Annotated in this window: 24 protein-coding genes; 15 read left to right on the forward strand and 9 right to left on the reverse strand. The window is 69.6% G+C overall.

All coding sequences use genetic code 11. The features are described 5' to 3' along the window. Positions 1 to 100: 100 nt before the first annotated feature. The gene (dnaA, locus tag ABIQ69_RS00005) at positions 101 to 1,588 is read right to left on the reverse strand and encodes a chromosomal replication initiator protein DnaA (protein WP_350348354.1); all 1,488 of its coding nucleotides are present in this window, start codon (positions 1,586 to 1,588) and stop codon (positions 101 to 103) included. A 426-nt stretch (positions 1,589 to 2,014) separates the two neighbouring features. Here dnaA and rpmH point away from each other — a divergent pair, with 426 nt between their 5' ends. The 6 genes from rpmH to rsmG are packed head-to-tail and all read left to right on the forward strand — an operon-like array spanning position 2,015 to position 5,108. Further along, positions 2,015 to 2,152, forward strand: a complete 138-nt coding sequence (gene rpmH, locus ABIQ69_RS00010) for a 50S ribosomal protein L34 (RefSeq protein ID WP_021010601.1) — start codon at positions 2,015 to 2,017, stop codon at positions 2,150 to 2,152. Between the two features lie 7 nt (positions 2,153 to 2,159). Further along, entirely contained in the window at positions 2,160 to 2,570 is a 411-nt protein-coding gene (rnpA, locus tag ABIQ69_RS00015; RefSeq protein WP_350348355.1) for a ribonuclease P protein component, read from the forward strand. Next, complete coding sequence (gene yidD / locus ABIQ69_RS00020; protein ID WP_350348356.1) at positions 2,563 to 2,970, forward strand: membrane protein insertion efficiency factor YidD; 408 nt, start codon at positions 2,563 to 2,565, stop codon at positions 2,968 to 2,970. The genes rnpA and yidD overlap by 8 nt, the downstream gene beginning before the upstream one ends. 8 nt (positions 2,971 to 2,978) lie before the next feature. Further along, complete coding sequence (gene yidC / locus ABIQ69_RS00025) at positions 2,979 to 3,941, forward strand: membrane protein insertase YidC (protein ID WP_350348357.1); 963 nt, start codon at positions 2,979 to 2,981, stop codon at positions 3,939 to 3,941. Then, positions 3,938 to 4,435: a R3H domain-containing nucleic acid-binding protein gene (locus ABIQ69_RS00030; RefSeq protein WP_350348358.1), complete on the forward strand. Its 498-nt coding sequence runs from the start codon at positions 3,938 to 3,940 to the stop codon at positions 4,433 to 4,435. Before yidC ends, ABIQ69_RS00030 begins: the two co-directional genes overlap by 4 nt. A 37-nt stretch (positions 4,436 to 4,472) precedes the next feature. After that, positions 4,473 to 5,108 (forward strand): 16S rRNA (guanine(527)-N(7))-methyltransferase RsmG, encoded by a 636-nt coding sequence (gene rsmG / locus ABIQ69_RS00035; protein ID WP_350348359.1) that lies wholly within the window; start codon positions 4,473 to 4,475, stop codon positions 5,106 to 5,108. Between the two features lie 292 nt (positions 5,109 to 5,400). Here rsmG and ABIQ69_RS00040 read toward each other — a convergent pair whose 3' ends face one another. Next, positions 5,401 to 5,970, reverse strand: a complete 570-nt coding sequence (locus tag ABIQ69_RS00040) for a hypothetical protein (RefSeq protein ID WP_350348360.1) — start codon at positions 5,968 to 5,970, stop codon at positions 5,401 to 5,403. A gap of 1,687 nt (positions 5,971 to 7,657) precedes the next feature. Here ABIQ69_RS00040 and ABIQ69_RS00045 point away from each other — a divergent pair. Both ABIQ69_RS00045 and ABIQ69_RS00050 read left to right on the forward strand, forming a co-directional pair. Further along, complete coding sequence (locus ABIQ69_RS00045) at positions 7,658 to 8,548, forward strand: AAA family ATPase (RefSeq protein ID WP_350350046.1); 891 nt, start codon at positions 7,658 to 7,660, stop codon at positions 8,546 to 8,548. After that, positions 8,548 to 9,591 (forward strand): ParB/RepB/Spo0J family partition protein, encoded by a 1,044-nt coding sequence (locus ABIQ69_RS00050; RefSeq protein WP_350348361.1) that lies wholly within the window; start codon positions 8,548 to 8,550, stop codon positions 9,589 to 9,591. Before ABIQ69_RS00045 ends, ABIQ69_RS00050 begins: the two co-directional genes overlap by 1 nt. An 87-nt stretch (positions 9,592 to 9,678) precedes the next feature. Here ABIQ69_RS00050 and ABIQ69_RS00055 read toward each other — a convergent pair whose 3' ends face one another. The 6 genes from ABIQ69_RS00055 to ABIQ69_RS00080 all read right to left on the reverse strand — a co-directional run bounded on the left by ABIQ69_RS00055 (position 9,679) and on the right by ABIQ69_RS00080 (position 17,693). Then, the gene (locus ABIQ69_RS00055; RefSeq protein WP_350348362.1) at positions 9,679 to 10,674 is read right to left on the reverse strand and encodes a D-alanine--D-alanine ligase; all 996 of its coding nucleotides are present in this window, start codon (positions 10,672 to 10,674) and stop codon (positions 9,679 to 9,681) included. Between the two features lie 32 nt (positions 10,675 to 10,706). Then, positions 10,707 to 12,032, reverse strand: coding sequence for a PLP-dependent aminotransferase family protein (locus tag ABIQ69_RS00060; RefSeq protein ID WP_350348363.1), 1,326 nt, complete (start codon positions 12,030 to 12,032; stop codon positions 10,707 to 10,709). A 165-nt stretch (positions 12,033 to 12,197) separates the two neighbouring features. Beyond that, entirely contained in the window at positions 12,198 to 12,521 is a 324-nt protein-coding gene (trxA, locus tag ABIQ69_RS00065) for a thioredoxin (protein WP_350348364.1), read from the reverse strand. A 34-nt stretch (positions 12,522 to 12,555) separates the two neighbouring features. After that, on the reverse strand, positions 12,556 to 13,545 hold the full coding sequence (gene trxB / locus ABIQ69_RS00070; protein ID WP_350348365.1) for a thioredoxin-disulfide reductase: 990 nt from the start codon (positions 13,543 to 13,545) through the stop codon (positions 12,556 to 12,558). Between the two features lie 139 nt (positions 13,546 to 13,684). Further along, positions 13,685 to 15,301 (reverse strand): murein biosynthesis integral membrane protein MurJ, encoded by a 1,617-nt coding sequence (gene murJ, locus ABIQ69_RS00075; RefSeq protein ID WP_350348366.1) that lies wholly within the window; start codon positions 15,299 to 15,301, stop codon positions 13,685 to 13,687. Next, positions 15,294 to 17,693, reverse strand: a complete 2,400-nt coding sequence (locus tag ABIQ69_RS00080; protein WP_350348367.1) for a DUF6049 family protein — start codon at positions 17,691 to 17,693, stop codon at positions 15,294 to 15,296. Before ABIQ69_RS00080 ends, murJ begins: the two co-directional genes overlap by 8 nt. 128 nt (positions 17,694 to 17,821) lie before the next feature. On the opposite strand from ABIQ69_RS00080, the gene ABIQ69_RS00085 reads away from it, so the two are divergent. The 7 genes from ABIQ69_RS00085 (at position 17,822) to dnaB (ending at position 24,437) form a co-directional block, all read left to right on the forward strand. Beyond that, positions 17,822 to 19,267 carry a CCA tRNA nucleotidyltransferase gene (locus ABIQ69_RS00085; RefSeq protein ID WP_350348368.1) on the forward strand — a complete coding sequence of 482 codons (1,446 nt, stop codon included), beginning with the start codon at positions 17,822 to 17,824 and terminating at the stop codon, positions 19,265 to 19,267. Between the two features lie 328 nt (positions 19,268 to 19,595). Beyond that, positions 19,596 to 20,426: a hypothetical protein gene (locus ABIQ69_RS00090; RefSeq protein WP_350348369.1), complete on the forward strand. Its 831-nt coding sequence runs from the start codon at positions 19,596 to 19,598 to the stop codon at positions 20,424 to 20,426. Between the two features lie 336 nt (positions 20,427 to 20,762). Beyond that, entirely contained in the window at positions 20,763 to 21,161 is a 399-nt protein-coding gene (rpsF, locus tag ABIQ69_RS00095; protein ID WP_350348370.1) for a 30S ribosomal protein S6, read from the forward strand. 5 nt (positions 21,162 to 21,166) lie between these two features. Continuing rightward, positions 21,167 to 21,676 carry a single-stranded DNA-binding protein gene (locus tag ABIQ69_RS00100; protein WP_350348371.1) on the forward strand — a complete coding sequence of 170 codons (510 nt, stop codon included), beginning with the start codon at positions 21,167 to 21,169 and terminating at the stop codon, positions 21,674 to 21,676. Positions 21,677 to 21,751: 75 nt separating this feature from the next. Beyond that, a complete protein-coding gene (rpsR, locus tag ABIQ69_RS00105) occupies positions 21,752 to 22,009 on the forward strand; it encodes a 30S ribosomal protein S18 (RefSeq protein WP_092673953.1) in 258 nt (85 codons plus the stop codon). A gap of 11 nt (positions 22,010 to 22,020) precedes the next feature. Continuing rightward, positions 22,021 to 22,473 carry a 50S ribosomal protein L9 gene (gene rplI, locus ABIQ69_RS00110; protein ID WP_350348372.1) on the forward strand — a complete coding sequence of 151 codons (453 nt, stop codon included), beginning with the start codon at positions 22,021 to 22,023 and terminating at the stop codon, positions 22,471 to 22,473. 590 nt (positions 22,474 to 23,063) lie between these two features. Further along, the gene (gene dnaB / locus ABIQ69_RS00115; protein ID WP_350350047.1) at positions 23,064 to 24,437 is read left to right on the forward strand and encodes a replicative DNA helicase; all 1,374 of its coding nucleotides are present in this window, start codon (positions 23,064 to 23,066) and stop codon (positions 24,435 to 24,437) included. Positions 24,438 to 24,503: 66 nt separating this feature from the next. On the opposite strand, the gene ABIQ69_RS00120 is transcribed toward dnaB, so the two are convergent. After that, a complete protein-coding gene (locus ABIQ69_RS00120; protein ID WP_350348373.1) occupies positions 24,504 to 25,775 on the reverse strand; it encodes a Fic family protein in 1,272 nt (423 codons plus the stop codon). Positions 25,776 to 25,916 lie beyond the last annotated feature (141 nt).

Genomic DNA, 25,916 nt, shown 5'->3' on the forward strand with positions numbered 1-25,916 from the left:
AGGCGGTTGCTCGTTAACAATCCACAGCTTTTCCACACTTGTGGGGAACGTCCCCCGAGCGGGGCGCACAGCGCGTGCAGGCCGCGGCTCGAGGCATCCGTCAGCGGACCCTCGAGGTCTGCTTGATGCGCGCCGTGAGCTCGGTCACCTGGTTGTAGATCGACCGACGCTCCTTCATGAGCTCCGAGATCTTCTTGTTCGCGTACATCACCGTCGTGTGATCCCGGTTGCCGAACAGCTGGCCGATCTTCGGCAGCGACAGGCTGGTGAGCTCGCGGCAGAGATACATCGCGATCTGCCGCGCCGTCGCCACCGCCTGCGAACGGCTCGAACCGTAGAGGTCGTCGACCGTGAGCTTGAAGTAGTCCGCCGTCGCGGTGATGATGTCGACCGGCGCGACGACGTTGTCGGTGTCGTCGGTGATGAGGTCCTTCAGCACGGTCTGGACGAGCGGCATGTCGACCGGCGTGCGGTTGAGGCTCGCGAACGCGGTCACCCGGATCAGCGTGCCCTCGAGCTCGCGGATGTTGCTCGACACCTTCGACGCCATGTACTCGAGGATGTCGTCGGGCACCTGCAGCCGCTCCGACTGCGCCTTCTTGCGGAGGATCGCGATACGGGTCTCGAGGTCGGGCGCCTGCACGTCGGTGATGAGGCCCCACTCGAAGCGGCTGCGCATGCGGTCCTCGAAGCCGGTGAGGTGCTTCGGCGGCACGTCGCTCGTGATGACGACCTGCTTGTTGTGGTCGTGCAGGGTGTTGAAGGTGTGGAAGAACGCCTCCTGCGTCTCCGCCTTGCCCTGCAGGAACTGGATGTCGTCGATCAGGAGGATGTCGATGTTGCGGTAGCGCTGCTGGAACAGCGATCCACGGTTGTTCGCGATCGAGTTGATGAAGTCGTTCGTGAACTCCTCGCTGGAGACGTAACGCACGCGGATGCCGGGATACAGGCTCATCGCGTAGTGCCCGATCGCGTGGAGGAGGTGGGTCTTGCCGAGGCCGGAATCGCCGTAGATGAAGAGCGGGTTGTACGCCTTGGCCGGCGCCTCCGCGACGGCGACCGCGGCCGCGTGCGCGAAACGGTTCGACTGGCCGATGACGAAGCTGTCGAACGAGTACTTCGGGTTCAGCCGGGAGTCGCGCGGGCGGTCTCCCCCGGTCGGCTCGAACACGGCGTGCGGCGTCTGCGGGAACTCGGCTGCCTCGGAGAAGTCGTCCGCGTAGCCCGCGGAGCCGATCGGGCCGCCGGGCATGGCGGCGGGGCCGCCGGGCATGGCGGCCGGACCGTCGTCGTGCGCCGGACCGTCGGCCCCGCGCTCCTCGAGCTCGGGGTTCACGACGACGTAGAACGAGCTGACGGGGCTCGGTGCCTCGATCGCGCCCATCGCGTGCAGGAGCGGGACGCGCATGCGCTGGTTGAGCATGCTCGCGGTGAAGTCGTTCGGCACCTCGAGGTAGAAGGTGCCGGCCGCGATGCCCTTCGGTTCGACGAGGTTCAGGAAGCCCTGCAGCATCGGGGTGATGGCCTCGTCGCCGGCCAGTCGGTCAAGGACCGTCGCCCATGTCTCGGAAATGGGCTGTTCCGTCATCGTTCCCCGCAATCGTCTGGGCACCTGGCTGCGCCGCTCGTCGGTCCCCCGATCGACATGCGAGCGGCGCCAGGCAATTGTTCACAGCGTTATCCACGGCCTGTGGGCAGTCCCTGCGGAACCGCGGATTTCCGCGTCCGAAGCTGGGGATAACTGGTCTCAAACCGTAGCGAATGAGTGCGGCGGCGACAAATGCCGCGTCAGGGATTCGAAGGTCCGGGCGTGTCGTTCCACAGCGGATCCGCAGGCTGCTGGGATACTGTCGGATTCGATCCGCGCCTCCCGCACCGGCGGCCGGTTTGACCGCGTGCCCCTGAGGCCGTAGTTTTAATCAGTTGACCGCAGCCCGTACGGGCACCCTGCTTTCCCGACGACCGCACGTGTGACGCGATCGCTCGAGGAGATCCGAATCGCCGGAGAAGAAGAATGAGCAAGCGTACCTTCCAGCCGAACAACCGCCGCCGCGCCAAGAAGCACGGCTTCCGTCTGCGCATGCGCACGCGCGCCGGTCGCGCGATCCTCGCGGCTCGTCGCCGCAAGGGTCGCACCGAACTCTCCGCGTAGTCACTCGGTGCTCGCCAAAGCCAATCGCATCACGAGCGCCGACGACTATCGCAGCGTCGTGCGCCGTGGGGCGAAGGTCGCCGGTGCCCACACCGTGAGCTACGTGCGCTCACGGGAGTCGGGCACCGACGCGCGCTTCGGCTTCATCGTCTCGAAGAAGGTCGGCACCGCCGTGCGCCGCAACCTCGTGCGCCGCCGGCTGAAGGCCGCCGGCCACGAGGCCGTGCGCGACGGTGCCGCCGGCTTCGACCTCGTCGTGCGTGCACTGCCGTCCGCAGCCGAGGCCGACTTCGCGTCGCTGCGCGACGAGGTCCGCCGGGCGGCGCGATCTCGCGCAGCAACCGCCTCGCAGCACCGCGGCACCCGGGCGGATGCCTCCTCACCGCCGTCCCCGCACGACGGAGCCGCTCGTGCGTGACGCTGCGCTCTTCGTGCTCCTCCTGCCCCGCAACGCCGGGGTGCTGCTGATCCGCGCGTATCGCAAGCTCATCTCACCGCTGTACGGCGACGTCTGCCGCTACTACCCGTCGTGCTCCGCCTACGGGCTCGGGTCCGTGCAGCAGCGGGGCCTCCTGGTCGGTAGCCTCCTCACCGCGTGGCGCATCCTCCGATGCAATCCCTGGAGCCCCGGCGGCATCGACGATGTGCGCGCCGCGCGCCACGGGCGCTACCGCACGACCCGGTTCGGATGGGTGCTGCCCGCCGCGTGGGTGCGGGATCAGGTCGCCACCGCCACCGACGACCACTCCGACCACGCGCATGCGCAGCTGCCGGCGCAGCTCGAGTACGCCTCCCCTGCCAGTTCCCGAAAGGCCTGACCTCCGCAATGGATCCCATCAGCATCATCCTCTGGCCCATCAAGTGGGTCATCGAGCTGATCCTCGTCGCGTTCCACTCGCTGTGGACGTTCATCGGCATGGACCCCGATCAGGGCGTCACGTGGGTGCTGTCGATCGTCGGTCTCGTGATCGTCGTGCGCGCGGCGCTCATCCCGATCTTCGTCCGCCAGATCAAGAGCCAGCGGCGGATGCTCGAGGTCGCGCCGCAGCTGAAGAAGATCCAGGACAAGTACAAGGGCAAGAAGGACCAGTTCTCGCGCGAGGCGATGTCGCGCGAGACGATGGAGCTCTACAAGCGGACGGGCACCAACCCGCTCTCCTCGTGCCTGCCGCTCCTGCTCCAGATGCCGATCTTCTTCGGCCTCTACTCGGTGCTGAACGACGCACAGCACGACAAGGCGGGCGTCGGCCTGTTCACGCAGGACCTCGCGAACTCGTTCGCGAACTCCGAGTTCCTCGGTGCCCCGCTGAAGGGCACGTTCATCGGCGCCCTCAACGGCGAGTTCCCCTGGCAGACCATGGTCATCGCCGTGACGATGATCATCCTGATGACCGCGTCGCAGTTCATCACGCAGCTGCAGATCGTGTCGAAGAACATGTCGCCCGAGACCAAGGCGAGCCCGATGTTCCGGCAGCAGCGCATTCTGCTGTACCTGCTCCCCCTCGTCTTCGCCTTCTCCGGCGTCGCGTTCCCCATCGGCGTCATGTTCTACTGGCTGGTCTCGAACTTCTGGACGATGGGCCAGCAGTTCGTCGTCATCCGCAACATGCCGACCCCGGGCAGCGAGGCCGCGAAGGCCCGCGAAGCGCGCCTGGCGAAGAAGGGCAAGCTCGTCGTCGAGCAGCCCGAGGTCGCCGAGGAGCCCGCGAAGAAGCAGCCCACGCAGCGCCAGCAGCCGGTCGGCAAGCAGCGCGCCAAGAAGCAGAACAACCAGGGGAACAAGTCATGACCGACGTGCAGCACGACACCGCCGAGCGATCCATCGGTCAGCTCGAAGAAGAGGGCGACATCGCCGCCGACTACATCGAGGAGCTCCTCGACATCTGCGACCTCGACGGTGACATCGACATCGATGCGCGCAACGGTCGCGCCTATGTCTCGGTGAACGCCGGCGAGGGTGCCAACCTCCGCCTGCTCTCGAAGCCCGAGACCGTCACTGCGCTGCAGGAGCTCACGCGGCTCGCCGTGCAGACGAAGACCGGTGCCTTCTCGCGGCTCATCCTCGACATCGGCGGGTCGCGGGACGCGCGTCGCGACGAGCTCGCTTCGCTGGTGTCGCGCGCCGTCGAGCGGATCGAGGCCGGCGCGGCCTCGGCGGCGCTCCCGCCGATGTCGTCCTACGAGCGGAAGCTCGTGCACGATCTCGTCGCCGAGCGCGGGTTCCACTCGGAGTCGAGCGGCGAGGGCGCCGAGCGCCACACGGTCATCACGCGCGTCGGCTGACGCCTCGCCACCCCGCAACGACGTTTCACGTGGAACGATGACCGACCGTCTCGAACTCGAGCCCGAGCCCGCCGCAGCATCCGCGCTGTTCGGCGAGCACCTCGCGACGGGCCGCGCCTTCACCGAGTCGCTGGCCCGCCATGGTGAAGAACTCGGCCTCATCGGGCCGCTGGAACTGCCGCGGCTCTGGACGCGGCACATCCTGAACTCCGCGCTCGTGGCGCCCCTCCTGCGCCCGGGGCGAGTCGGCGACGTCGGCTCGGGCGCCGGTCTGCCCGGCATCGTGCTGGCGATCGCTCGACCGGACGTGCAGTTCACCCTCATCGAACCGATGGAGCGGCGCGTCGCCTGGCTCGAGCGGCAGGTCGCCGAACTCGAGCTCGAGAACGTCGAGGTCGTTCGTGCTCGGGCTGAAGACGCCAAGCTGTTCGGGCGGCTCGACCAGGTCACCGCGCGCGCGGTGAGCGCGCTTCGGACGCTCATCCCGATCACCGCTCCCCTGCTTCGCGATGGCGGCGAACTGGTGCTTCTCAAGGGAGCCGGCGTCGACGGCGAGATCGGCGCGGCCGAGAAGGTGTTCCGGAAGTTCCACGTGCACGACGCCGAGGTGCTGGTCCTCGGTGAAGGTGTACTGAGCGAGGTCACCCGGGTGTTCCGGGCCATCGTTCGCTGACCACGTCAGTTCGGTTGCGGTGTCCGCGTGCGCAGGCGATTCTGCGGCACACCGCTCCCCCGGACTCGGCGTCAGAGCACGTCATTCGTCCAACGAGAGTCGATAGCGAGCGGGCGACGTCGACCGTCGTCGCCGACCTACGGTGCTTGAGTGGGCTCGGCGAAACGTTCCGTGGAGCCGAGGATGAGGAACGGGGACTCCGCTAACGCCTCCTCGAGCGGGGACCACCTCACGCTCTACTCCTGGCCAGAGAGGTGTTTCAGATCGTCGATCAGTGCGGCCGGGCTGAAACCTACAGGAGGGTTCTCGCGAGTCGCGAATGCCACGGTGGACACCCGATCCCGGCGAGTACGTACCCATGCCGCTCGCGGATGCGCGTGACGACCGCGCGCAGCTGGAACGGATTCCAGCCGCCCTCGAAGTAGCCGTCGGGAAGATTCGCGAGGAGTGCGTTCTCGCGTTCACTAGGGAGGCACTGGACGACGTGTGATTCCTCGACAAGGAGATCCGCTCTCCGGTTGAGCTCGAGGAGGGCGTCGATGTCGTGCGCGTCGGTGGGAAGCAGGCCGCGCAGCCCCGCCCCCGGCGCCCGCGTGCTTCGGGTCACTGAGCGCCTGCTGTGTCGCTCGGAAGAGTGGTGCGTCGAGTGCCGGACCATCGCCAGCTCCGTCGTGGTGTCGCCGCAGACGGTGATCGGGGCCGTACTCGGATCTCGCGTGCCCGCTCGTGTGGAGCTACTGCTCGTGATAATCCAACGCGAGGACGCAGCGCCCCGCGCCAGCACGGTCGCGGCAACGTGCTGGAACACCTCGAACAGCGATGACCACGAGGGAGCCCCCCGGATGTTCGCGACGCCGAACATGTCGACCCTCCTCGGGTGGTGGGATTGTCGGCTCATACTCACGGTCGACTCATCGTCGGGAGTCATCACTCTCTGTGCACCGGCCGAGGGCCGGATGGCTGACGGTCGGCGCGGAGTATGGATGTATCGGAAGAACTGACCCCTGTGCGATCGACGTACCCGTTTCTGCGATCGACGTACCCGTTTCACGTGAAACGAGTTCCGGCCTCCCCGTCGGGGTCATGGTCTGGCGCAACCCTCGCCGCAACTGTTGGGCCCTGACCGGCCCCGCCCATCGCGTACAAGCGACGAACGCGCGTCCCAGCGGGATCGATCGTCATGCGTCATCGACGTTTCACGTGAAACATCGCGCTGTCATGCGGAGCGTGACTGACGGCGCACTACTTCATCGCCCTCTGCCGGAAGCGCCGAGCCCAGGGCTGTCCGGGAAAGGCGAGTCGGTCGCCAACTAACGTCCAGCGGCCGACTGAGTCGATCTCAGATGTTTCACGTGAAACGCCCACACTTCGGCGGCGATCGCCGCCCTCCGCTTTCCATCGATGCGCAGAAATCTGACGCCCTCTGGCGATCGACACGGTCCAAGTCGGAGCGCGCGGTTAGGCTGGTGTGTCAGGTCCGGCGATCGCCCTCGCGACCGTCGGGCACACGCACGACGAGCGCGGTTGGAGAATCCGGAATGGCGAACGGTGGGGGTCGCGGCTGGTTCCGCAGACGGACGCACCACGACACCACACCACCCGAGCACACCGAGAACGAACCCGAGGTCTCCGCGTCGATGCCGCCTGCACCCACTACTGCCCCGGCGGACCATCGACTCGCGCCGAACCCGTCAGTCGAATCCGACGCGTCGACGAACCCGACCAGTGCCACCGGTCCGACGACCCCGATCCCGCTCGACGTCGCGCCGCCTTCGGAGCTGGCCGAGGGGACACCGTCCGCCTCCTCCAGCGCAGGCGCCCGGCGTGCCGCGATCGACTGGGACGCGGAGACCGCCGCCGCTCTCTCGGGCGAGGATGAGCCGGCGTCGGCCGGCGATGAACGCTGGCGAGTTGTTACGGGGCCGACGGGCGCCGATCAGATGCTCGAGGACATCATCCGTGAAATCGTCGGGGATGCGGCCGCCGACACCGTCTCGTCCCTGCATCCGCCGACGGGCCAGGATCCCTCCGGTGCGGTGGCGAGTCTCCGCGAGCCGGATGATCACGCCGATCTCGCGGCGTCCGCGCGCATCGCGAACACGCCGCCGACGGTCTCCGAGCCGCAGTCGTCGGAGGCACCACGGGCGGCTGTTGCGCCGACTCCGCCGAACGGGGGCGGCGCCGAGGGTGCCGACGGTGCACCGGCTGTCGAGCCTTCGAACGCCGGACGCTCGCCGGCTATCGGCGAGCTCATCTCCCCCGTCCCGCCCGCGCCCGCCGACGATCCGTGGAAGGAACAGAGCGACGAGCCGCCCGTTCCATCCATGGCGGACGACGCGCCCGCAACTCCGCCTGAACCCCCGGCCGCGACCACCGACTCGCCCGTCCCCGCGCCGGCCACCGAGCCGTGGGCGCCCGTGGCGACTGAACCGGCTCCGCCCGTGGCGACTGAACCGGCTCCGCCCGCGACAGCCGTCGCCTCGACGGCGGCCGCTGCTGCCCCCGCTCACTCGCCCGCACCACCTGATGTTTCACGTGAAACATCGACGATCTACGGAGGAACTCCCCTGGCCGACGAACTGATCGACGAGACTCGTCGACGCATCGCGCTCGAAGAGGCCGTCCTGCCGCTGCCGGCAGAAACGCGTGTCTTCACCATCTCGAATCAGAAGGGCGGGGTCGGCAAGACCACGACGGCGGTGAACCTCGCCGCCGCCCTGGCCCGGTCCGGCGCCCGAGTGCTGGTGATCGACCTGGACCCGCAGGGCAACGCCTCCACCGCGCTCGGCGTGGACCACCGCTCGGAGCAGCGAAGCGTCTACGACGTGCTCGTGCAGGATCTCCCCCTCGCCGAGGTCGTTCGACCGTCGACCGAGCACGAGCGTCTCGACTGCGTTCCCGCGACGATCCACCTCGCCGGTGCCGAGATCGAACTCGTCTCGCTCGTCGCGCGCGAGCAGCGACTCCGGCGGGCGCTCGACACTCATCTCGCGCAGATGGAGGAGCCGTACCACTACGTCTTCATCGACTGCCCTCCCTCGCTCGGGCTGCTCACGATCAACGCCTTCGTCGCAGCGCGCGAAGTGCTCATCCCGATCCAGTGCGAGTACTACGCCCTGGAGGGACTCTCGCAGCTGCTCAGCAACATCGAGCTCATCGAGAAGCACCTCAACCCCGTCTTGCGGCTCTCGACGATCCTGCTGACCATGTACGACTCGCGCACCAACCTCGCTCAGCAGGTCGCGCAGGAGGTTCGCGACCACTTCCCCGAGCAGACGCTCGGCACGATCATCCCCCGCTCAGTGCGAGTGTCCGAGGCCCCGAGCTACGGGCAGAGCGTGATCTCGTACGACTACGCCTCGAGCGGGTCGTTGTCCTATCGTGAAGCCGCCGCCGAGATCGCTCGCCGCGGCGCACCCGTGCTGGAGGAGAAGAACTGATGGCGACCAAACGAACCGGCCTCGGCCGTGGCATCGGCGCACTCATCCCGACCGGCGACGACTCGCCGAGGGCCACCCGCCCGGTCGACGTCTTCTTCCCGGAGTCCGACCGCTCTTCCAACGCGGCGGGTACGGAGCACACCACGACGTCCGATGGGGGCGCGACCGCCTCCGCCGGCGCAACCACCGCCGTCGGCGTGGTCGAGCAGGCTGCGGCCTCGGAGGGCCTTCTCGCCGTGCCGGGCGCTCGCCTCGCCCGCCTGAATCCGCACGACATCGTGCCGAACGCGCAGCAGCCGCGCACGAACTTCGACCCCGAGGACCTCGCCGAGCTCGTGCACAGCGTGCGCGAGTTCGGCGTGCTGCAGCCGATCGTCGTCCGGCCGCATCCCGAGGAGGCGGGCAAGTACGAGCTCGTCATGGGTGAGCGTCGCCTCCGGGCAAGCAAGGCCGCGGGACTCGAAGCGATCCCTGCGGTCATCAAGGACACGGCCAATGAGGCCATGCTCCGCGACGCACTCCTCGAGAACCTGCACCGTTCGCAGCTGAACCCGCTGGAAGAGGCATCCGCCTACCAGCAGCTGCTCGCCGATTTCGGCATCACGCAGGAGGAGCTCGCGACCCGTATCGGCCGCTCGCGTCCGCAGATCTCGAACACGCTGCGCCTGCTGAAGCTGCCCGAGTCGGTGCAGTTGCGCGTCGCTGCGGGGGTGCTGAGTGCCGGCCACGCACGCGCGATCCTGATGATGCCCGACGCCGAGTCGATGCTGCGTCTCGCCGACAAGATCGTGAACGAGGATCTGTCCGTCCGCCAGGCCGAAGCCATCGCAGCCGGGACGCCGAAGCCGGCGAAGCAGAAGCCGGCCGCGGGGAAGCGGCAGGAGTTCCTCGACGACCTCGCCACCCGGCTCGGCGATCGCCTCAACACGCGCGTGAAGATCAACCTCGGCGCGCGGAAGGGCACCATCAACATCGACTTCGCGACGGTGCAGGACCTCCGACGCATCCTCACCGACCTCGGCGAGGAGCTCGAGGGCGTCTGACCCGCGTCTGCAGAACACCGGAGGGGTGGAGTGCTCAGGCACTCCACCCCTCCACTGTGTTCGGCGTGGTGCCGAGGTCCGTCGCGATCAGCCGCGTGCGGCGGCCCGTCGAACCAGCCCGTCGTACACCTCGGCCGCGGTGCGACCCGACGCCTCGATGGCGAGCGGAACGAGTGAGGTCTCGGTGAGTCCGGGCACCACGTTCGCCTCGAGGAACCACGGGCGGTCGTCGGCGTCGACGATGAAGTCCACCCGCGACAGGTCTTCGAGTCCGAGCGTGCGGTGCGCGAGCACCGCAGCTTCGGAGACGGCGGCGGCCACGGACTCGGACAGCCGCGACGGAGCGTAGAACGTCGTCTCGCCGGCGTTGTATCTGGCCTGGAAGCTGTACACCCCGTCGATGGGCACGATCTCGACCGGCGGCAGGGCGACGGGTCCCTCCCCCAGATCGATCACGGTGACGGCGATCTCGGTGCCGAACACGCGTCGCTCGACGACGGCCACCTCGGCGTAGGTGAACGCATCGACCATCGCGCGGGGCAGTTCGTCGGGATCGTCCACGATGGTGACACCCTGGGCCGACCCGCCGGAGGCGGGCTTCACCACGAGGTCGCCCTCGAGCGAGCGGCGGACGACACGGAGCACGCTCGCGGCGCCGAGCTCGCGGAACGACTCGTGCGAGAGGACGATCGAGTCGGGCACGGCGATGCCGGCGTCGCGAACGAGCGAGCTCGCGACGGGCTTCGACCAGGCGCGACGCGCCGCGGACGCGGGCGAGCCGACGGTCGGCACGTCGAGCGCACGGAGGAGGTCGAGGAGCGAGCCGTCTTCGCCGCTCGAGCCGTGCAGCGCCGGGAACAGCACGTCGGGTCGGTGTTCCGCGAGGTACGGCAGCAGCCCGGCGTCGGGGTCCCGCAGGGTCACGCGGTGGCCCGCCGAGACCAGGGCGTCGACGACTCGGCGACCTGATCGCAGCGATACGTCGCGCTCATGCGAGATGCCGCCCGCGAGGACGACGATGTCGAGACCTGCGTCCGGCCCAGCCGCGACGGAATCCGACTCGGGAAGCTCGGAATTACTCATGATCAGGGATTTCTCCGCTCTTCGAGGCGAGGCTACTTCAGGTCCGACGGGGGTGCGAGCTCGATGCCGGGGGTGGACGGCGCCTGCAATTCGCCGGTGCCGGCGAACGTGTCGAGCAGGTCGAGTTCGCCGTTGACGACGGTCGCGAGGCGGCGGATGCCGAGCCGGATCGCCTCGGGAGTCGGATAGCAGAACGAGAGCCGCATGGCGTGCCGGCCGCGACCGTCGGCGAAGAACGCCGTACCCGGGGTGTAGGCGACGAGCTCGCGCACGGCGCGCGGCAGCATCTGCTTGGAGTCGAGCACATCGGGGAGGTTCAGCCAGACGTAGAACCCGCCGCTCGGGTTCGTCCACGACAGCTGCGGGAGGTACTCCCCCAGCGCCTCGGTCATCGCGTCCTTCCGCTCCCGGTAGACCCCTCGGAAGGTGTCGATCTGCCCACGCCAGTCGGCGGTCGAGAGGTATTCGGAGACGACGAGCTGGCTGAACGAGGACGGCGACAGGATCGCCGACTCCGCGGCGAGGATGAGCTTCTCGCGGATCGCGTGCGGGGCGAGCGCCCAGCCGACCCGGAACCCGGGCGCGAGCGTCTTCGAGAACGACCCGAGGTAGATGACGCCCTCGGGATCGAGCGAGCGCAACGCGTTCGGCGCCGGCTCGTCGAAGTGCAGCAGGCCGTACGGGTTGTCCTCGAGGACGAGGATCTCGTTCTGCCGGCAGATCTCGAGGATTTCGGGCCGGCGCGACGCGGAGAGAGTCACGCCCGTGGGGTTGTGGAAGTTCGGGATCGTGTAGAGGAACTTGATCCGGCGGCCCTGACCGCGAAGCACGGCGATCGTCTCGCGGAGCGCCTCGGGGATGAGGCCGTCGTCGTCCATCGCGACGTGCACGACCGACGCCTGGTACGAGCGGAACACGCCCATCGCCCCCACGTACGACGGCGCCTCGGCGAGCACCACGTCGCCCGGATCGAGGAAGAGCTTCGCCACGAAGTCGAGGGCCTGCTGCGAACCGGTGGAGGTCACGACGTCGTCGACCGACGCGCCGCGGATGCCCTCGAGCGACATGACGTCGAGGATGTGCTCGCGGAGCTCGGGGATGCCGGCTCCCCCGCCGTACTGCAACGCCGTCGGGCCCTGCTCGCGCATGACGCGCTCCATCGACGACATGATGAGCTCCTGCGGGAGCGCCGACACGAACGGCATGCCGCCGGCGAGCGAGACCACCTCGGGCCGCGACGCGACGGCGAACAGGGCTCGGACCTCGGATGCGGCGAAGCCGGCGGCTCGCTCGGCGTAGTTCGCGTACCAGGGGTCGAGATTGTTGCCGGTCCGCTGCGGGACGCCGTCGGTGGTCACATCACATCCGTTCTGCTCAGGGTTTTCATGCTAGTCACCGCGAATGGGTGGGTCTGACGGATGCCTCGCGGCGCGACATCCGCTCACGGCCTGTCATCCCCGGCGTCCGGAGACGCGAAAGACCCGCCCGGCTCAGCCGGGCGGGTCTCAGGACGAGGCGGCCGACTACTGGATGTAGGCGGCGAGGTCGGCCTCGAGGGCGGGCTTCGGCTTGGCGCCGATGACGGTCTTCACGACCTCGCCCGCCTGGAACACCTTGAACGCGGGGATCGCGGTGATCTGGTACTTCATCGCGAGGCTCGGGTTCTCGTCGACGTTGAGCTTCACGATGTCGATCTTGTCGCTGTGCTCGGTGGCGATCTGGTCGAGGATCGGGCTCACCGCGCGACACGGGCCGCACCACTCGGCCCAGAAGTCGACGACGACGGGCTTGTCGTTCTTCAGCACCTCCTGCTCGAAGGTGGCCTCGGTCACTGCGCGTGCAGTCATGGTTGTCTCCTTTGGTGGAAGTCTCGGGCCGCGGTCAGTTGACCGCGGCGAGCCGCTCGACGGCCTCGGCCTCGATCTCGGCCTCCTCGGGCGAGGAGGTGTCTTCGAGCGCGGCGAGGTAGTGCTCGGCGTCGAGGGCCGCGACCGTGCCCGAGCCGGCCGCGGTGACGGCCTGCCGGTAGTGCGGGTCGATGACGTCGCCGGCGGCGAACACGCCGGGGACACTGGTGCGCGAGGAGCGGCCCTCGACCCAGACGGTGCCCTCGCCGGTCAGCTCGAGCTTGCCGTGGACGAGGTGCGTGCGCGGGTCGTTGCCGATCGCGACGAACAGGCCGTCGAGGTCGAGCGCGCGGAGCTCACCGGTGACCGTGTCGCGCAGCGTCACGCCGGTGACCGCGTCGGTGCCGTGGATCTGGGTCACCTCGACGTTCCAGACGAACTCGATCTTCTCGTTGTCGAACGCGCGCTGCTGCATGATCTTGGAGGCCTTGAGCTCGTCGCGGCGGTGCAGCACGTAGACCTTGTCGGCGAAGCGGGTGAGGAACGTGGCCTCCTCCATCGCGGAGTCGCCGCCGCCGACGACGGCGATCGTCTTCTGCCGGAAGAAGAACCCGTCGCAGGTCGCGCACCACGACAGTCCGTGACCCGAGAGGACCTCCTCCTCGGGCAGACCGAGCTTGCGATAGGCGGATCCGGTCGCGTAGATCACGGCGCGCGCCTCGTGCGTCTCGCCGCTGCCGAGCTTCACGCGCTTGACCGGGCCGTCGAGCTCGAGCTCGACGACGTCGTCGTAGACGACCTCGGTGCCGAAGCGCTCGGCCTGCTGCTGCATCTGCGCCATCAGGTCGGGACCCATGATGCCCTCGGGGAAGCCGGGGAAGTTCTCGACCTCGGTCGTGTTCATCAGCTCACCGCCGATCTCGACCGAGCTGGCGATGAGCAGCGGCTTCAGCTCGGCGCGAGCAGCGTAGATAGCTGCCGTGAAGCCGGCGGGGCCCGAGCCGATGATGATGATGTCGCGCAACACTGCTCCTTGGATCGTGGCGTGCACGTGGCATCCGCCGGATCGCGGAGGTCACGACATGGTGAACACAGTCTAGGCGGCCGCTATTCCAGCCGGTCGCGCCAGGAGGTGCCGGGCGGATGCCTCCGCCTCCGGCGCGTCAGCCGCGGCGGAGACGGGCGACGAGCGGCTCGGCGAAGCTGCGCAGCTCGGGCGAGCGGAGGAGCCAGAGGCCGCCGAAGTACAGGGCGGCCATGACGGCACCGATGATCGCCATCGATGCGATCGCCCCCGCGATGCCGTCGATCGCGAATCCGCCGGGGGTGGTGCCGCCGAGGGCGACGAGCAGGACGACGCCGACGCCGACGGGGAGGACGAGCGCGAGCAGGGATCGCCCGAACGAGGCGAGGATGCGGCGCCCGTCGAGCGGGCCGAGGCGCCGGCGGAGCAGGATGACCGCGAGGACGAGCTGAGCGGTGCCCGCGAGCGTGGTGACGGCGGCGATGCCGAAGGCCCGCCAGGAGATCGGCAGTGCCAGACAGGCGAGGGCGCCCGCGATGAACAGCACGACCTGGAAGAGGGTGAAGAAGAACGGCGTGCGGGTGTCGCCGAGCGCGTAGAACGTGCGCTGCACGATGAAGAGCACGCTGAAGCCGAGGAGCCCCGCCGTGAACGCCATGATGACGTTGCCGACGGCCTGGGTCTGCGCGAAGCCGTCGCTGAAGACGGCCGCGAAGGGGTAGGCGACGACGAGGAGCACGGCGGCGGCGAGCAGGATGATGAGCCCGACACCCCGGATCGCGCTCGAGAGATCGGCGCGCACCTCGTCGAGGCGTTCCGCGGCCGCGTGCTCGCTCATGCGAGTGAAGTACGCCGTCGCGATCGAGACGGTGATGACCGAGTGCGGCAGCATGAACACCAGCCAGGCGGTGTCGAGCGCGAACACCGACGGGTCGTCGCCCGAGGCCGAGCTCGCCACCCGGGTCTGCACGATGCCGGCGACCGTGGTGAGCAGGAGCATCCCGAACGTCCAGCCCGCCATGCGGCCGGCAGCGCCCAGCCCCACGCCGCGCCAGGCGAAGTCGGGCCGGTACCGCAGCCCGATCCGGCGCCAGAACCAGAAGAGCACCACGGCCTGGGTCACGATGCCGAGCGTGGTCGAGCCGGCGAGCACTGCGATCATCGCCGGCGTCCACGCCTCGGCGCCGCGTGAGCCCGCCGAGTCGGAGCCGAAGGCGAGCGCGAAGACCGCGAGGCCGGCGAGCGCCACGACGTTGTTCAGCACCGGGACCCAGGTGAACGGACCGAAGCTGCGGCGTGCGTTCAGCACCTCGCCGAGCAGCGTGTAGAGGCCGTAGAAGAAGATCTGCGGCAGGCACCACCAGGCGAACGCGATGGCGAGGCCGAGCGTCGCCTCGGGGAGGGAGCCGCCCCAGAGGGTCGTGAGGAGCGGCGCGAGTGCCGTGGCGCCGAGGGTCGCCGCGCCGAGGATCACGAGTGCGAGCGTGAGCAGCTTGTTGATGTAGGCGCTGCCGCCGTCGGCGTGGGCGGCGGCGCGCACGATCTGCGGGACGAGCACGGCGCTCAGCACGCCGCCGGCGACGATGACGTAGATGGTGTTCGGCAGGGCGTTCGCCGTGGCGAAGGCGTCCGCGCCGGCGCCCACGACGCCGATGACGGAGGCGAACACGATGGTCTTCACGAAACCGAGGAGGCGGGAGACGATCGTCCCCGAGGCGAGGAAGACGCTCGCCCGGCCGATGCGGTCGTCAGCCATGGGTGCGATCTCCGTCATCATGCGCGTCGGCGCTGTTGGGTGCGGCGGGCTGGGCCGCGGCATCCGCTGAATCGGCGGGTTCTGCTGAATCGGCCGGTTCCGCTGAATCGGCCGGTTCCGGGGAGTCGGCGACGTCCGCCGGCTCCGCCGACTCGGCCGCTGCCGCGCGCTCCCGGCGGCGACGGCGGATGTTCCGCCAGATGCCGATGCCGAAGAAGGCGATGACCAGCACCGCGAGGACGGTGGCGCCGATGCCCTCCCAGTCGGCCTGCACGTTCGCCGAGATCTCGGTCGTGCGGCCCACCTGAACCCCGTCGGGGGAGAACAGTGACACGGCGAGGGTCACCTCGCCACGACCGACGCCCGCCGCCACAGGGACGACGACGTTGCTGCGGGACTCGGGTGCGACCGTCGTCTCGACCCGCTCGTCGACGATGAGTCGCCCGTTCGACGGTTGCACGTCGACGAACACGGTCACGGGGAACGGCAGCTGGTTCTCGACCGTGGTGGGCACCCCGGTGTCGCGCGAGAACACGTTCACCTGGCTGCTCGGGGCGACCGAGATGGAGTTGAGCGTCTCCGTCTGGGCGACCAGGCGTTCGCCGACCGCGGCCGACCACGCGGCCGGATCGTCGAGCCAGGCGACGTCGAGGAGCGCGAGCAGGGCGCGGCGGGTGGGACCGGTCAGCAGCGCCGGGTCGTCGAGCACGCCGGAGAACTGCTGGATCGCGGCCTCGCTGTCGAGCAGCCGCCGGATGTCCTCCAGTCGCTGCGCACCCTCCGGGAGGGAGACGAGGGTCCGCGCGGCGGGCGGCGCGCCGATCGCGTCGGTGAGGCTCGCCGACGCCGACCACGGCCATGCGGCCAGCTCGTCGAACACCGCGGAGACGCGCGAGCTCTGGGTCGCGGCGCCGCGCTGGAACGTGCCGAGGATGGTGGCCGTGTCGCCGAGGGAGGCGCGCAGCGCGAGCTCCGCTCCGAGGCGTCCGGATGCCTCGCCCCACGAGGCATCCGTCGTCGCCGCGGCGGCATCCTGCAGCGCATCGGAGATGTTCGCGTCGGCCACGACGGCCGACTCGCCCTCGACCGTCGCCGCCGCTCCGGCCGAGGATCCTTCGACGTTGGACGCGGAGAGGATCGTCGTGGTGAGCCCTGCGGCGCGGAAGACCGCGAGGTTGCCCGTCGCGACGCTGCCCTGGGCGGGCCAGGCGAGATCGGTCCGCGTGTACGGCCAGGCGAGCAGGTCTTCGGTCGTCGGCAGCGTGCCGGCCGGCGGCGGCGTCTCGGTCGGGCCGGCGGTCGCGGCGGGGTCGGCGCCGGCGGAGGGGTCGCCCTCGACCGATCCTGGGGCCGGAGCGGGGTCGGGCTCCGTCTGCGTGAAGTCGGCGGGGTCGAGCACATCCGTGAAGCTCGTGGGTCCGAGCGCGCCGACGCCCGACTGGGCGAGCGCCGCGAGGTCGCTGTCGGCGTAGGAGAGCGGGAACACCTCGTTCGTGACGAGCGCGAGGCGGTCGAGCCAGGCCGTCGCCGACGGCGGCGCTGAGGCCCCCAGCACACGGATGGACGCGAGGATGCGCGGGTCGAGCGCGATCGCCACGGGCCGGTTCGCGACGGCGTCGAGTTGCCGGGTGAGCAGGCCCGTCGGCCCGGTCCAGAGGGTCAGGAGGTCGGGGTCGATGAGCCCCGTCGTCTCGGCCGGGACCGTGAGGGGATAGGCCAGCGCGAGCCGCGGCCCGGTCGCGCCGGGCGCGCCGGACGAGCCCGTGCGTGCGAACACCGCCGTGCCCGACGCGCTCACCATCTCGTCGACGACCACCTCGGCGCCGAGGCCGATGACGGGGCCCTCGCCGGCCGCGCCGAGCGAGCCGGGCGGGAGGGTGAACGAGACGACCTCGCTCGCGCCGCTCGCGAGCGCGCGGGACTGGAGCTCGGCGACGGGCTCTGGGGCCGGCGGCTCGGTGTCGGACTCGGTCGCCTCGCCGGGGCCGGCCAGCCATGCGTCGAGCTCGGCCTGCTGGTCGATCGGCTCGGCGGCGCGGGTCAGCCGCACGGTGCCGGCGGCGATCGGCTCCGTCGTGCCGTTCACGATCTCGACGTCGAGGGTCAGGGGCGCGGCAGGGTCGAGCGTCGTGCCCGCGGTCGGCGCGATGCTGAGCGAGACGGTGTCGGCCTCGACCTCGGCCGAGACCCGGGAGGCCCGCTGCGCGCCGTCGCCGGCGGAGGCATCCGTCGGGGTCAGCACCTCGAGCGCATCGGTGAGGACGCCCGCGTTCGCGACCAGCGGGACGGCGAGGACGGTCGCGGCGGCGGCCGCCGCGACCGCGACGAGCAGTCGCGGGCGGTTCGCGGGGAGTCGGCGGCGTCGACGCACGCGGTTCGACTCGGCCACCATGCGTGCGATTCTACGGCGTGGCACCTGGGCGCCCGCTCGCTCTCCCCAGCCCAGGAGTGCCTCGCTGCGGCGGCTCGGGAGGGCCGTCGAGACGGCCGGTGCAGGCCGCGCCGCCTACCATGAGAGGCATGCAGGACGTCGCCGCGGCACTCGAACGCCTCCGGGAGCTCGCGGCCTCGCCGACGGTCTCGACGCTCGCCGCCGCCTTCGACGCGGCCGGTCGCGAGCTCGCCCTGGTGGGCGGTCCGGTCCGCGACGCCTTCCTCGGCCGGCCCGTGCACGACCTCGACTTCACGACGGATGCCGCGCCCGACGACATCCTCGCCATCGTGAAGCCCATCGCCGAGGCGCACTGGGACATCGGCCGGGCGTTCGGCACCATCGGCGCGAGGATCGCGGGCGAGCAGGTCGAGATCACCACCTACCGCGCCGACACGTACGACGGCGACTCGCGCAAGCCCGAGGTCGAGTTCGGCGACTCCCTCGAGGGCGACCTCGGCCGCCGCGACTTCACGGTCAACGCGATGGCGCTGCGACTCCCCCGGCTCGAGCTCGTCGACCCCTCAGGCGGCGTCGAAGACCTCATGGCGCGCGTCCTCCGCACGCCGTCGCCGCCCGAACGGTCGTTCGGCGACGACCCGCTGCGGATGCTCCGCGCCGCACGGTTCGCCGCGCAGCTGGGCTTCGACGTCGAGGCCGGCACACGAGCCGCGATGGCGTCGCTCGCGCCCGAGATCGACCGGATCTCGGCCGAGCGGGTGCGCGACGAGCTGTCGAAGCTGCTCCTCACCGACGCCCCGGTGCCCGGCATCCGCCTGCTCGTCGACTCCGGCCTCGCCGACCGCGTGCTGCCCGAGGTGCCCGCGCTCCGCCTCGAACGCGACGAGCACCACCGGCACAAGGACGTCTACGAGCACAGCCTCACCGTGCTCGACCAGGCCATCGGCTACGAGAAGTCACGCGGTGTGCTCGAGAGCCCCGACCTCGTCATGCGCCTCGCCGCACTGCTGCACGACATCGGGAAGCCCGCCACGCGGCGGCTCGAGCCCGGCGGGGCGGTCAGTTTCCACCACCACGACGTCGTCGGCGCGAAGCTCGCGAAGAAGCGGTTGCGTGCGCTGCGCTTCGACAACGACACCATCGCGGCCGTCGCACGGCTCATCGAACTGCACCTCCGCTTCTTCGGCTACACGGATGGCGCGTGGTCGGACTCCGCAGTGCGCCGCTACGTCCGCGACGCCGGCGACCAGCTCGAGCGGCTGCACATCCTCGCCCGTGCCGACGTCACGACGAGGAACCGCCGCAAGGCCGACATGCTCTCCTTCGCCTACGACGACCTCGAGGAGCGCATCGCCGTGCTCGCCGAGGAGGAGGAGCTCGCCGCCGTGCGGCCCGAGCTCGACGGCGCCGAGATCATGCGACTGCTCGGCATCTCCCCCGGCCCGGTCGTCGGCGAGGCGTACCGCTTCCTCCTCGAGCTGCGACTCGACGAGGGACCCATCGGCGAGGATGCCGCGCGCGAGCGCCTCCTCGCATGGTGGGCCGCCCGCGGCGGGGACGCGGCGGGCGCGTAGCGCGGATCATCCCCCGGCCACTCCTGAACCCACCGAGTGGGTCCGTTCGAGCGGAGTGTGTCCGCTCTCGCGGCCGCGCTCGGTCGGAACGGAAACGCTCGGCCTGAGTCCGGGACCCGGCCACCACCTCTCCACCGGCGTCGGACCGCGGTGGGCATCGACCGAAACGGGCGAGAGGCGCGGCCGCCGGCGGCGTGCCGGCCAGCATGAGGGGATGTCGCCGCCCCAGCCCCAACCGCTCGTCCGGGCCGCAGCGCTCGCCGCCATCGGTCGAGACCTGCGATCGGAACCTCCGGGGACCCTGGTTCGGTTACGGCGCGGCGTCTACGTGGCATCCGAGGCCTGGAACCAGGCGCAGCGGGAGGAACGACATCGCACGATGATGGCGGCGGTGGCCGCGACGCGGCGGAGTGCCCCGATCTTCGCGCACGTCTCGGCGGCGGTCGTGTGGGGCATCCCGATCGTGGGCCCGCACCTCGATTGCGTGCATCTCCACACCGGCGGGCGGTCGGTGGCACGAACGAAGAACGGAGTCGTCTGGCATCACGACGCGCTCGGCGCGGAGGAGCTGGCGGAGATCGGTGGCGTCACGGTGACCTCGTACGCACGCACCCTGCTCGACCTGGCGCGCACGCTACCGTTCGCATCCGCCGTCGCGGCGATCGATCACGGCATACGACCGCGCCTGCGGCCCGACCGTGCGGCCGTCGTGGTCGCGGAGCAAGCGGGGCTGTTGGAGTCGCTCGCTTCGCTCGGGCGGGTTCGAGGCGTGCGGCCCGCGAGGGCCGCGATCGAGTTCGCCGACGCGCGGTCGGACTCCGCCGGCGAATCCATCAGCCGGGCGAATATGCACCTGCTCGGGTTTCCGGCGCCCGACCTGCAGGTCGCGTTCCACCGAACGGACGGCGGCAAGGATGTCGCCGACTTCGACTGGCCGGAGAACAACGTCTTCGGCGAGTTCGACGGGTATGGCAAGTACGTGAAGCGCGAGTTCACCGGCGGGCGGCCGATCGCCGAGATCGTCGCGGCCGAGAAGGCGCGGGAGAACCGCATTCGAAAGCACCGGTCGTTCGGGGCTCGGTGGGACTGGCCGATCGCCATCCGGCCGCAGCTGCTGCGCGCCGAACTGCTCGGCGCAGGGTTGCGACCGCAGCTGTGACCCGCTGCGCCCACGTCTGGGTGGGGCCCGGGCGTCTCGGTGCCGGGTGTTTCCGTTGGCACAGAGAGTTTCCCGGCTGCGGGAAACCCTCGGTGCGAACGGAAACACTCGACGGGAGGCGCGGAGGGTCCGAGGCGGCGGAGGTGAGGATCGGGGTGGACGAGAGAGGCGGGCCGGTGACGTGCGCGGACGGTTCGCGTTGAACGTGAGGGATCCGCTAGACTGTCGAGGTTGCCCATGTGCCGCATTCGCGGCCTCCATGGCGCGACGCGTGAACACCCTCCTGCTGCCGGGAAATGCCCGGTGGCCGCTGAGTCCGAAGGAGGTGGGTACGTCATGCACCAGTACGAGCTGATGGTCATCCTCGATCCCGAGATCGACGAGCGCACCGTTGCTCCCAGCCTCGACAAGTTCCTGAACGTCATCCGCAACGATGGCGGCAGTGTCGACAACGTCGACATCTGGGGACGGCGTCGTCTGGCCTACGAGATCAAGAAGAAGGCCGAGGGCATCTACGCCGTCGTCGACTTCACCGCCACGCCCGCGACCACCGCGGAGCTCGACCGCCAGCTGAACCTCAGCGAGGCCGTCATGCGGACCAAGGTCCTCCGCGCCGACGAGAACATCGCTCAGGTCGCCGCGGCGAAGAAGGCCGAGGAGGCGAAGGCCGCGAAGAAGGCCGCCGCCGCCGCGAAGAAGGCCGCCGCACCGGCCGCTGCGCAGAAGGACGCCTAGTCCCCATGGCCGGCGAGACCATCATCACCGTGGTCGGCAACCTCACCGCGGACCCCGAGCTGCGCTACACGCAGAACGGGCTCGCGGTCGCGAACTTCACCATCGCGTCCACCCCCCGCACGTTCGACCGTCAGGCGAACGAGTGGAAGGACGGCGAGGCGCTGTTCCTCCGCGCGAGCTGCTGGCGCGAGTTCGCCGAGCACGTGGCGGGTTCGCTCACCAAGGGTTCGCGGGTCATCGCTACCGGGCGGCTGAAGCAGCGTTCGTACGAGACCAAGGAAGGCGAGAAGCGCACCAGCATCGAGCTGGAGGTCGACGAGATCGGCCCCTCGCTCCGGTACGCCACCGCCCAGGTCACGCGCGCGCAGTCCAACCGCGGTGTCGGCGGGGGCTCCTCCTACGGAGGCGGCTCCTCGTCCGATGACGCATGGGCGCCCAGCGCTCCCGCCGCCTCCGGCGGTGCGGACGTCTGGAACACGCCCGGCGCCACCTACGGCGACGACACGCCCTTCTAGGCCGGAAGGCCGCTGACGGATGCCCCGGTCGGGGCCTTCGTCGCACGATTCGTTTTCACAAGACAGGAAAGATCCATGGCTGGAAAGAGCAGCGGCGACCGCCGCAAGCCTCGCGGCAAGGGCGCGAAGAACGCCGCCCCCGCGAAGTCCGTCAAGGTCGGCGTCATCGACTACAAGGATGTCGCGACCCTTCGCAAGTTCATCTCGGAGCGCGGCAAGATCCGCGCCCGTCGCATCACCGGTGTCTCCGTGCAGGAGCAGCGCCTCATCGCCCGCGCCGTCAAGAACGCCCGCGAGATGGCGCTCCTGCCCTACTCGGGCTCCGGCCGCTAAGGAGCACCATCATGGCAAAGGTCATTCTCACGCACGAAGTGTCGGGTCTCGGCGAGGCCGGCGACGTCGTCGAGGTCAAGAACGGGTACGCCCGCAACTACCTCGTCCCGCAGGGCTTCGCGACCCCGTGGACCCGCGGCGGCCAGAAGCAGGTCGACCAGATCAAGGCTGCGCGCACGGCGCGCGCCCTGCACTCCCTCGAGGACGCGCAGGCGCTGAAGGCCTCGCTCGAGCAGGGCAAGGTCAAGCTGGCCGTCAAGGCCGGCCTCGGCGGCCGCCTGTTCGGCTCGGTCAAGACGGCGGATGTCGCCGCCGCGGTCGAGGCCGCCGGCCTCGGCTCGGTCGACAAGCGCAAGATCGAGATCCCGACGCCCATCAAGGCCGTCGGCGACCACGAGGCGACCGTTCGTCTGCACGACGACGTCACCGCCACGATCACCCTCCAGGTGGTCGCCGCGAAGTAGTTCGCGACACGCTCCGCACGAGGCGGCGGCGGGCTTCGGCCCGTCGCCGCCTCGTCGTGTTCCGGGGGCCGTCCGGTCGTGCTCGCGCCCCGTTGCGCGGTGGGGCGGGCCGTGGCGCGTTCCGTGCGTCCGAAGGCATGCAGCAGCGTGTCCGGATGCCCCGGGGCGGCCTCTCCGTTTACACCCGGCGCCGCGCCGCGCGCAAGAGTGATACTCGGGTTTTCCAGATGGTTGTGCACAGGTGCGCATGGGCCCGAGGTGGGATTCCAAAGAAGTTTTCCCCCACAGGTGTGGATTCAGAAAAAGCCAGGTCGCGACTGAATTCAACCCATGTAATTCACATGAATTCCACAGTTGTCCACAGGCTGAGTGCACATGATCATCGGCGTTTCGCCCAGATTCTCCCCAGAGTTATCCACAGGTGCAGTTGTATGTGGATGGAGTCGTTCTCTATGGTGAAGCAGCGTCTCCCGACCGGCCTCTCGGCCATCCTTCCGAAACCGGGTGTCGGCGGTTCTTGATAGGACTGCCGCAGGGTCAGACGCGCGCTCGCGCACGTCGGATGCGAGTCGGAATCGGAGGTCATGGAGTTGTCGATCGCGCACATCGGTCTCGCCGAACCGGCAGACGAGGGCGAGGCGCGACGAGGCGAACGCACTCCGCCGCACGACCTCCTCGCCGAGCAGAGCGCGCTCGGCGGCATGATGCTCTCCAAAGACGCCGTCGCCGACGTCATCGAGACCGTCCGCGGCGTCGACTTCTACGTGCCGAAGCACGAGGTCGTCTTCAACGCCATCCTCACGCTCTACTCGCACGGGGAGCCCACCGACGTCATCGCCGTCACCGACGAACTCACCAAGACGGGCGAACTGCAGCGCGCCGGCGGAGTCGAGTACCTCCACACCCTGACGAGCCTCGTGCCGACCGCCGCGAACGCCGGCTACTACGCCTCGATCGTCGCCGAGCGCGCGTTGCTCCGCCGGCTCGTGGAGGCCGGCACGCGCATCGTGCAGATGGGCTACGCCGGCGAGGGCGAGGTCACCGAACTCGTGAACCACGCCCAGGCCGAGATCTACGGCGTGACCGGCTCGGTCGAGACCGAAGACTACGTGCCGCTCACCGAGGCCGTCACGGCCGCCATCGACGAGATCGAGGCCGCCAAGCACACCGACGGGAAGATGACCGGCGTGCCGACCGGGTTCCACGACCTCGACGACCTCACCAACGGGTTCCACCCCGGCCAGATGATCATCGTCGCCGCCCGCCCCGCCATGGGCAAGTCGACGCTCGCGCTCGACTTCGCGCGCGCGGCATCCATCCACCACGACCTGCCCACCATCGTGTTCTCACTCGAGATGGGCAAGGCCGAGATCGCGATGCGCCTGCTCTCGGCCGAGGCATCCGTGCCGCTGCAGAACATGCGCAAGGGCACCGTCGACGGCCGCGACTGGACGACCATCGCCGCCACCCGCGGTCGCATCAACGATGCGCCGCTCTACATCGACGACTCCCCCAACATGACGCTCGTCGAGATCCGCGCGAAGTGCCGCCGCCTCAAGCAGCGCGTCGGCCTGAAGATGGTCGTCATCGACTACCTCCAGCTCATGACGAGCGGCAAGCGCGTCGAGAGCCGCCAGCAGGAGGTCTCCGAGTTCTCGCGTGCGCTGAAGCTCCTCGCGAAGGAACTGCAGGTGCCCGTCATCGCGCTCTCGCAGCTGAACCGAGGCCCCGAGCAGCGCGCCGACAAGATGCCGGCGCTCTCCGACCTCCGCGAGTCGGGCTCGATCGAGCAGGACGCCGACATGGTGATCCTGCTGCACCGCGAGGCGGCCTACGAGCGCGACAGCCCCCGCGCGGGCGAGGCCGACCTGATCGTGGCGAAGCACCGAAACGGCCCCACCCGCACCATCACGGTCGCGTTCCAGGGTCACTTCTCGAAGTTCGCGGATATGGCGCAGGTCTAGGCACTCGTGTGCGGTGGCTGAATCCCGTGCCGCCCGAGGCTCACGGGGGTCACGGAGATGCGAAGCTCAGCCGCGGCGCTGCGCTCGACGCCGAATACCCGCGGCGTACTCGTCGAGCACCGCGATGATGCCGGAGTGCTGCCAGACACGGTTGCGGCCGTAGCCGGTCCGTTCGACCAGCACCTCGCGCTCGACGAGGGTCGCGAGCGCCCGCAGCGCCGAGGCCTCCGTCATGCCGAGGCGGCGCTGCAGGTGCCTGGTGTTCACGACCGGCTGGCCGATCAGCGTTGGCAGGAGCTTCCAAGCTGCGGCGTCGGCGCGTACGCCGCGGAGCTTCTCCCGGGCGAGCTCCAGCTGCTCGGCGAGCTCGTTCACGAGCTGCGTGCCGGTGAACGCCGCGAGCCGCGAGGCATCCGTGAACGCGCGGACGATCGGGCCGGCGTCGCCAACGCGGTAGGCGCCCAGCGCATCGAAGTAGCGCTCGGTGTCCGCGAGGAGCCCCGCCGAGATCGGCACCGTGGTGCTGGTGACGAGGCGCTTGTTGCGGATCACCGACTGCGCGAGCGCGCGGCCGGTTCTCCCGTTGCCGTCGACGAACGGGTGGATCGTCTCGAACTGGGCGTGCGAGATGGCCACCTGCGCGAGCACCGGGATGTCCACACGGTCGATGAAGGAGATCAGGTCGTCGATGGCGGCGGGCACACGGTCATGGTGCGGCGCAACGAAATCGGCGCCGATCGGGCCGGCGTGGTCGCCGCCGATCCACACCTGCTCCCTCCTGAACCGCCCGGCTTCGTCCTCGAAGCCGAACTGGTGGCGGAGCAGCTCCTGGTGCATGGCGAGGATTGCCTCGGCGCTCACCTGCTCGGAGAGCGCCAGCGCGGCCTCCATCGCTCGGACATTCCCGATCACCGTGCGCGCGTTCGTTCGGCTGCCGCGCGCACCGATCTCCTCGATCTCAGCGAGGGCGAGCTGCTTGGCCGAGGTGGTCAGCTGCTCGATCTGCGAGCTCGACGCGCTCTCCGTGCGCAGCAGGATTGCCGACATGGGGCCGAGCGCCGGGCTGTCGAGGCCGAGGGTCTTCTGGGCGTGGTTGTCGAAAGCGACGAGCGCAGCGGTCGACTCCTCGAGATCTCGGGCTTCGACCGCGCTGAGCGAGACGTCGAGCTCCGCGATCTTCGGCGGGACCGCGGCGAAGTACTGCCCGGTCTGCCGACGCACCTCGGCGTTGGAGTGGATCTCCGGCGCACGCGGAGCCCAGCTGTACTCTTCCGAACCGAGCGCGGGCCAGGGCACCGTCGAGCTGAGTTCGGCGGCGCTGATCCGATCCGCGGGCATGAGGCGAGTATACCTTCACGTAGCGCAGTAAATGCAGGTATGGCGTGTTCGCGCCCTCGGATCACCATCGGCGGACGCGGTGCCTCGACACGGGCGCCTGCCGCCCGAAGTCGCCAGATCCGCAGATTCGGCGGTGCCTCG

Source organism: Agromyces sp. G08B096 (assembly GCF_040267705.1).
In the GTDB taxonomy this organism is placed as follows: domain Bacteria; phylum Actinomycetota; class Actinomycetes; order Actinomycetales; family Microbacteriaceae; genus Agromyces.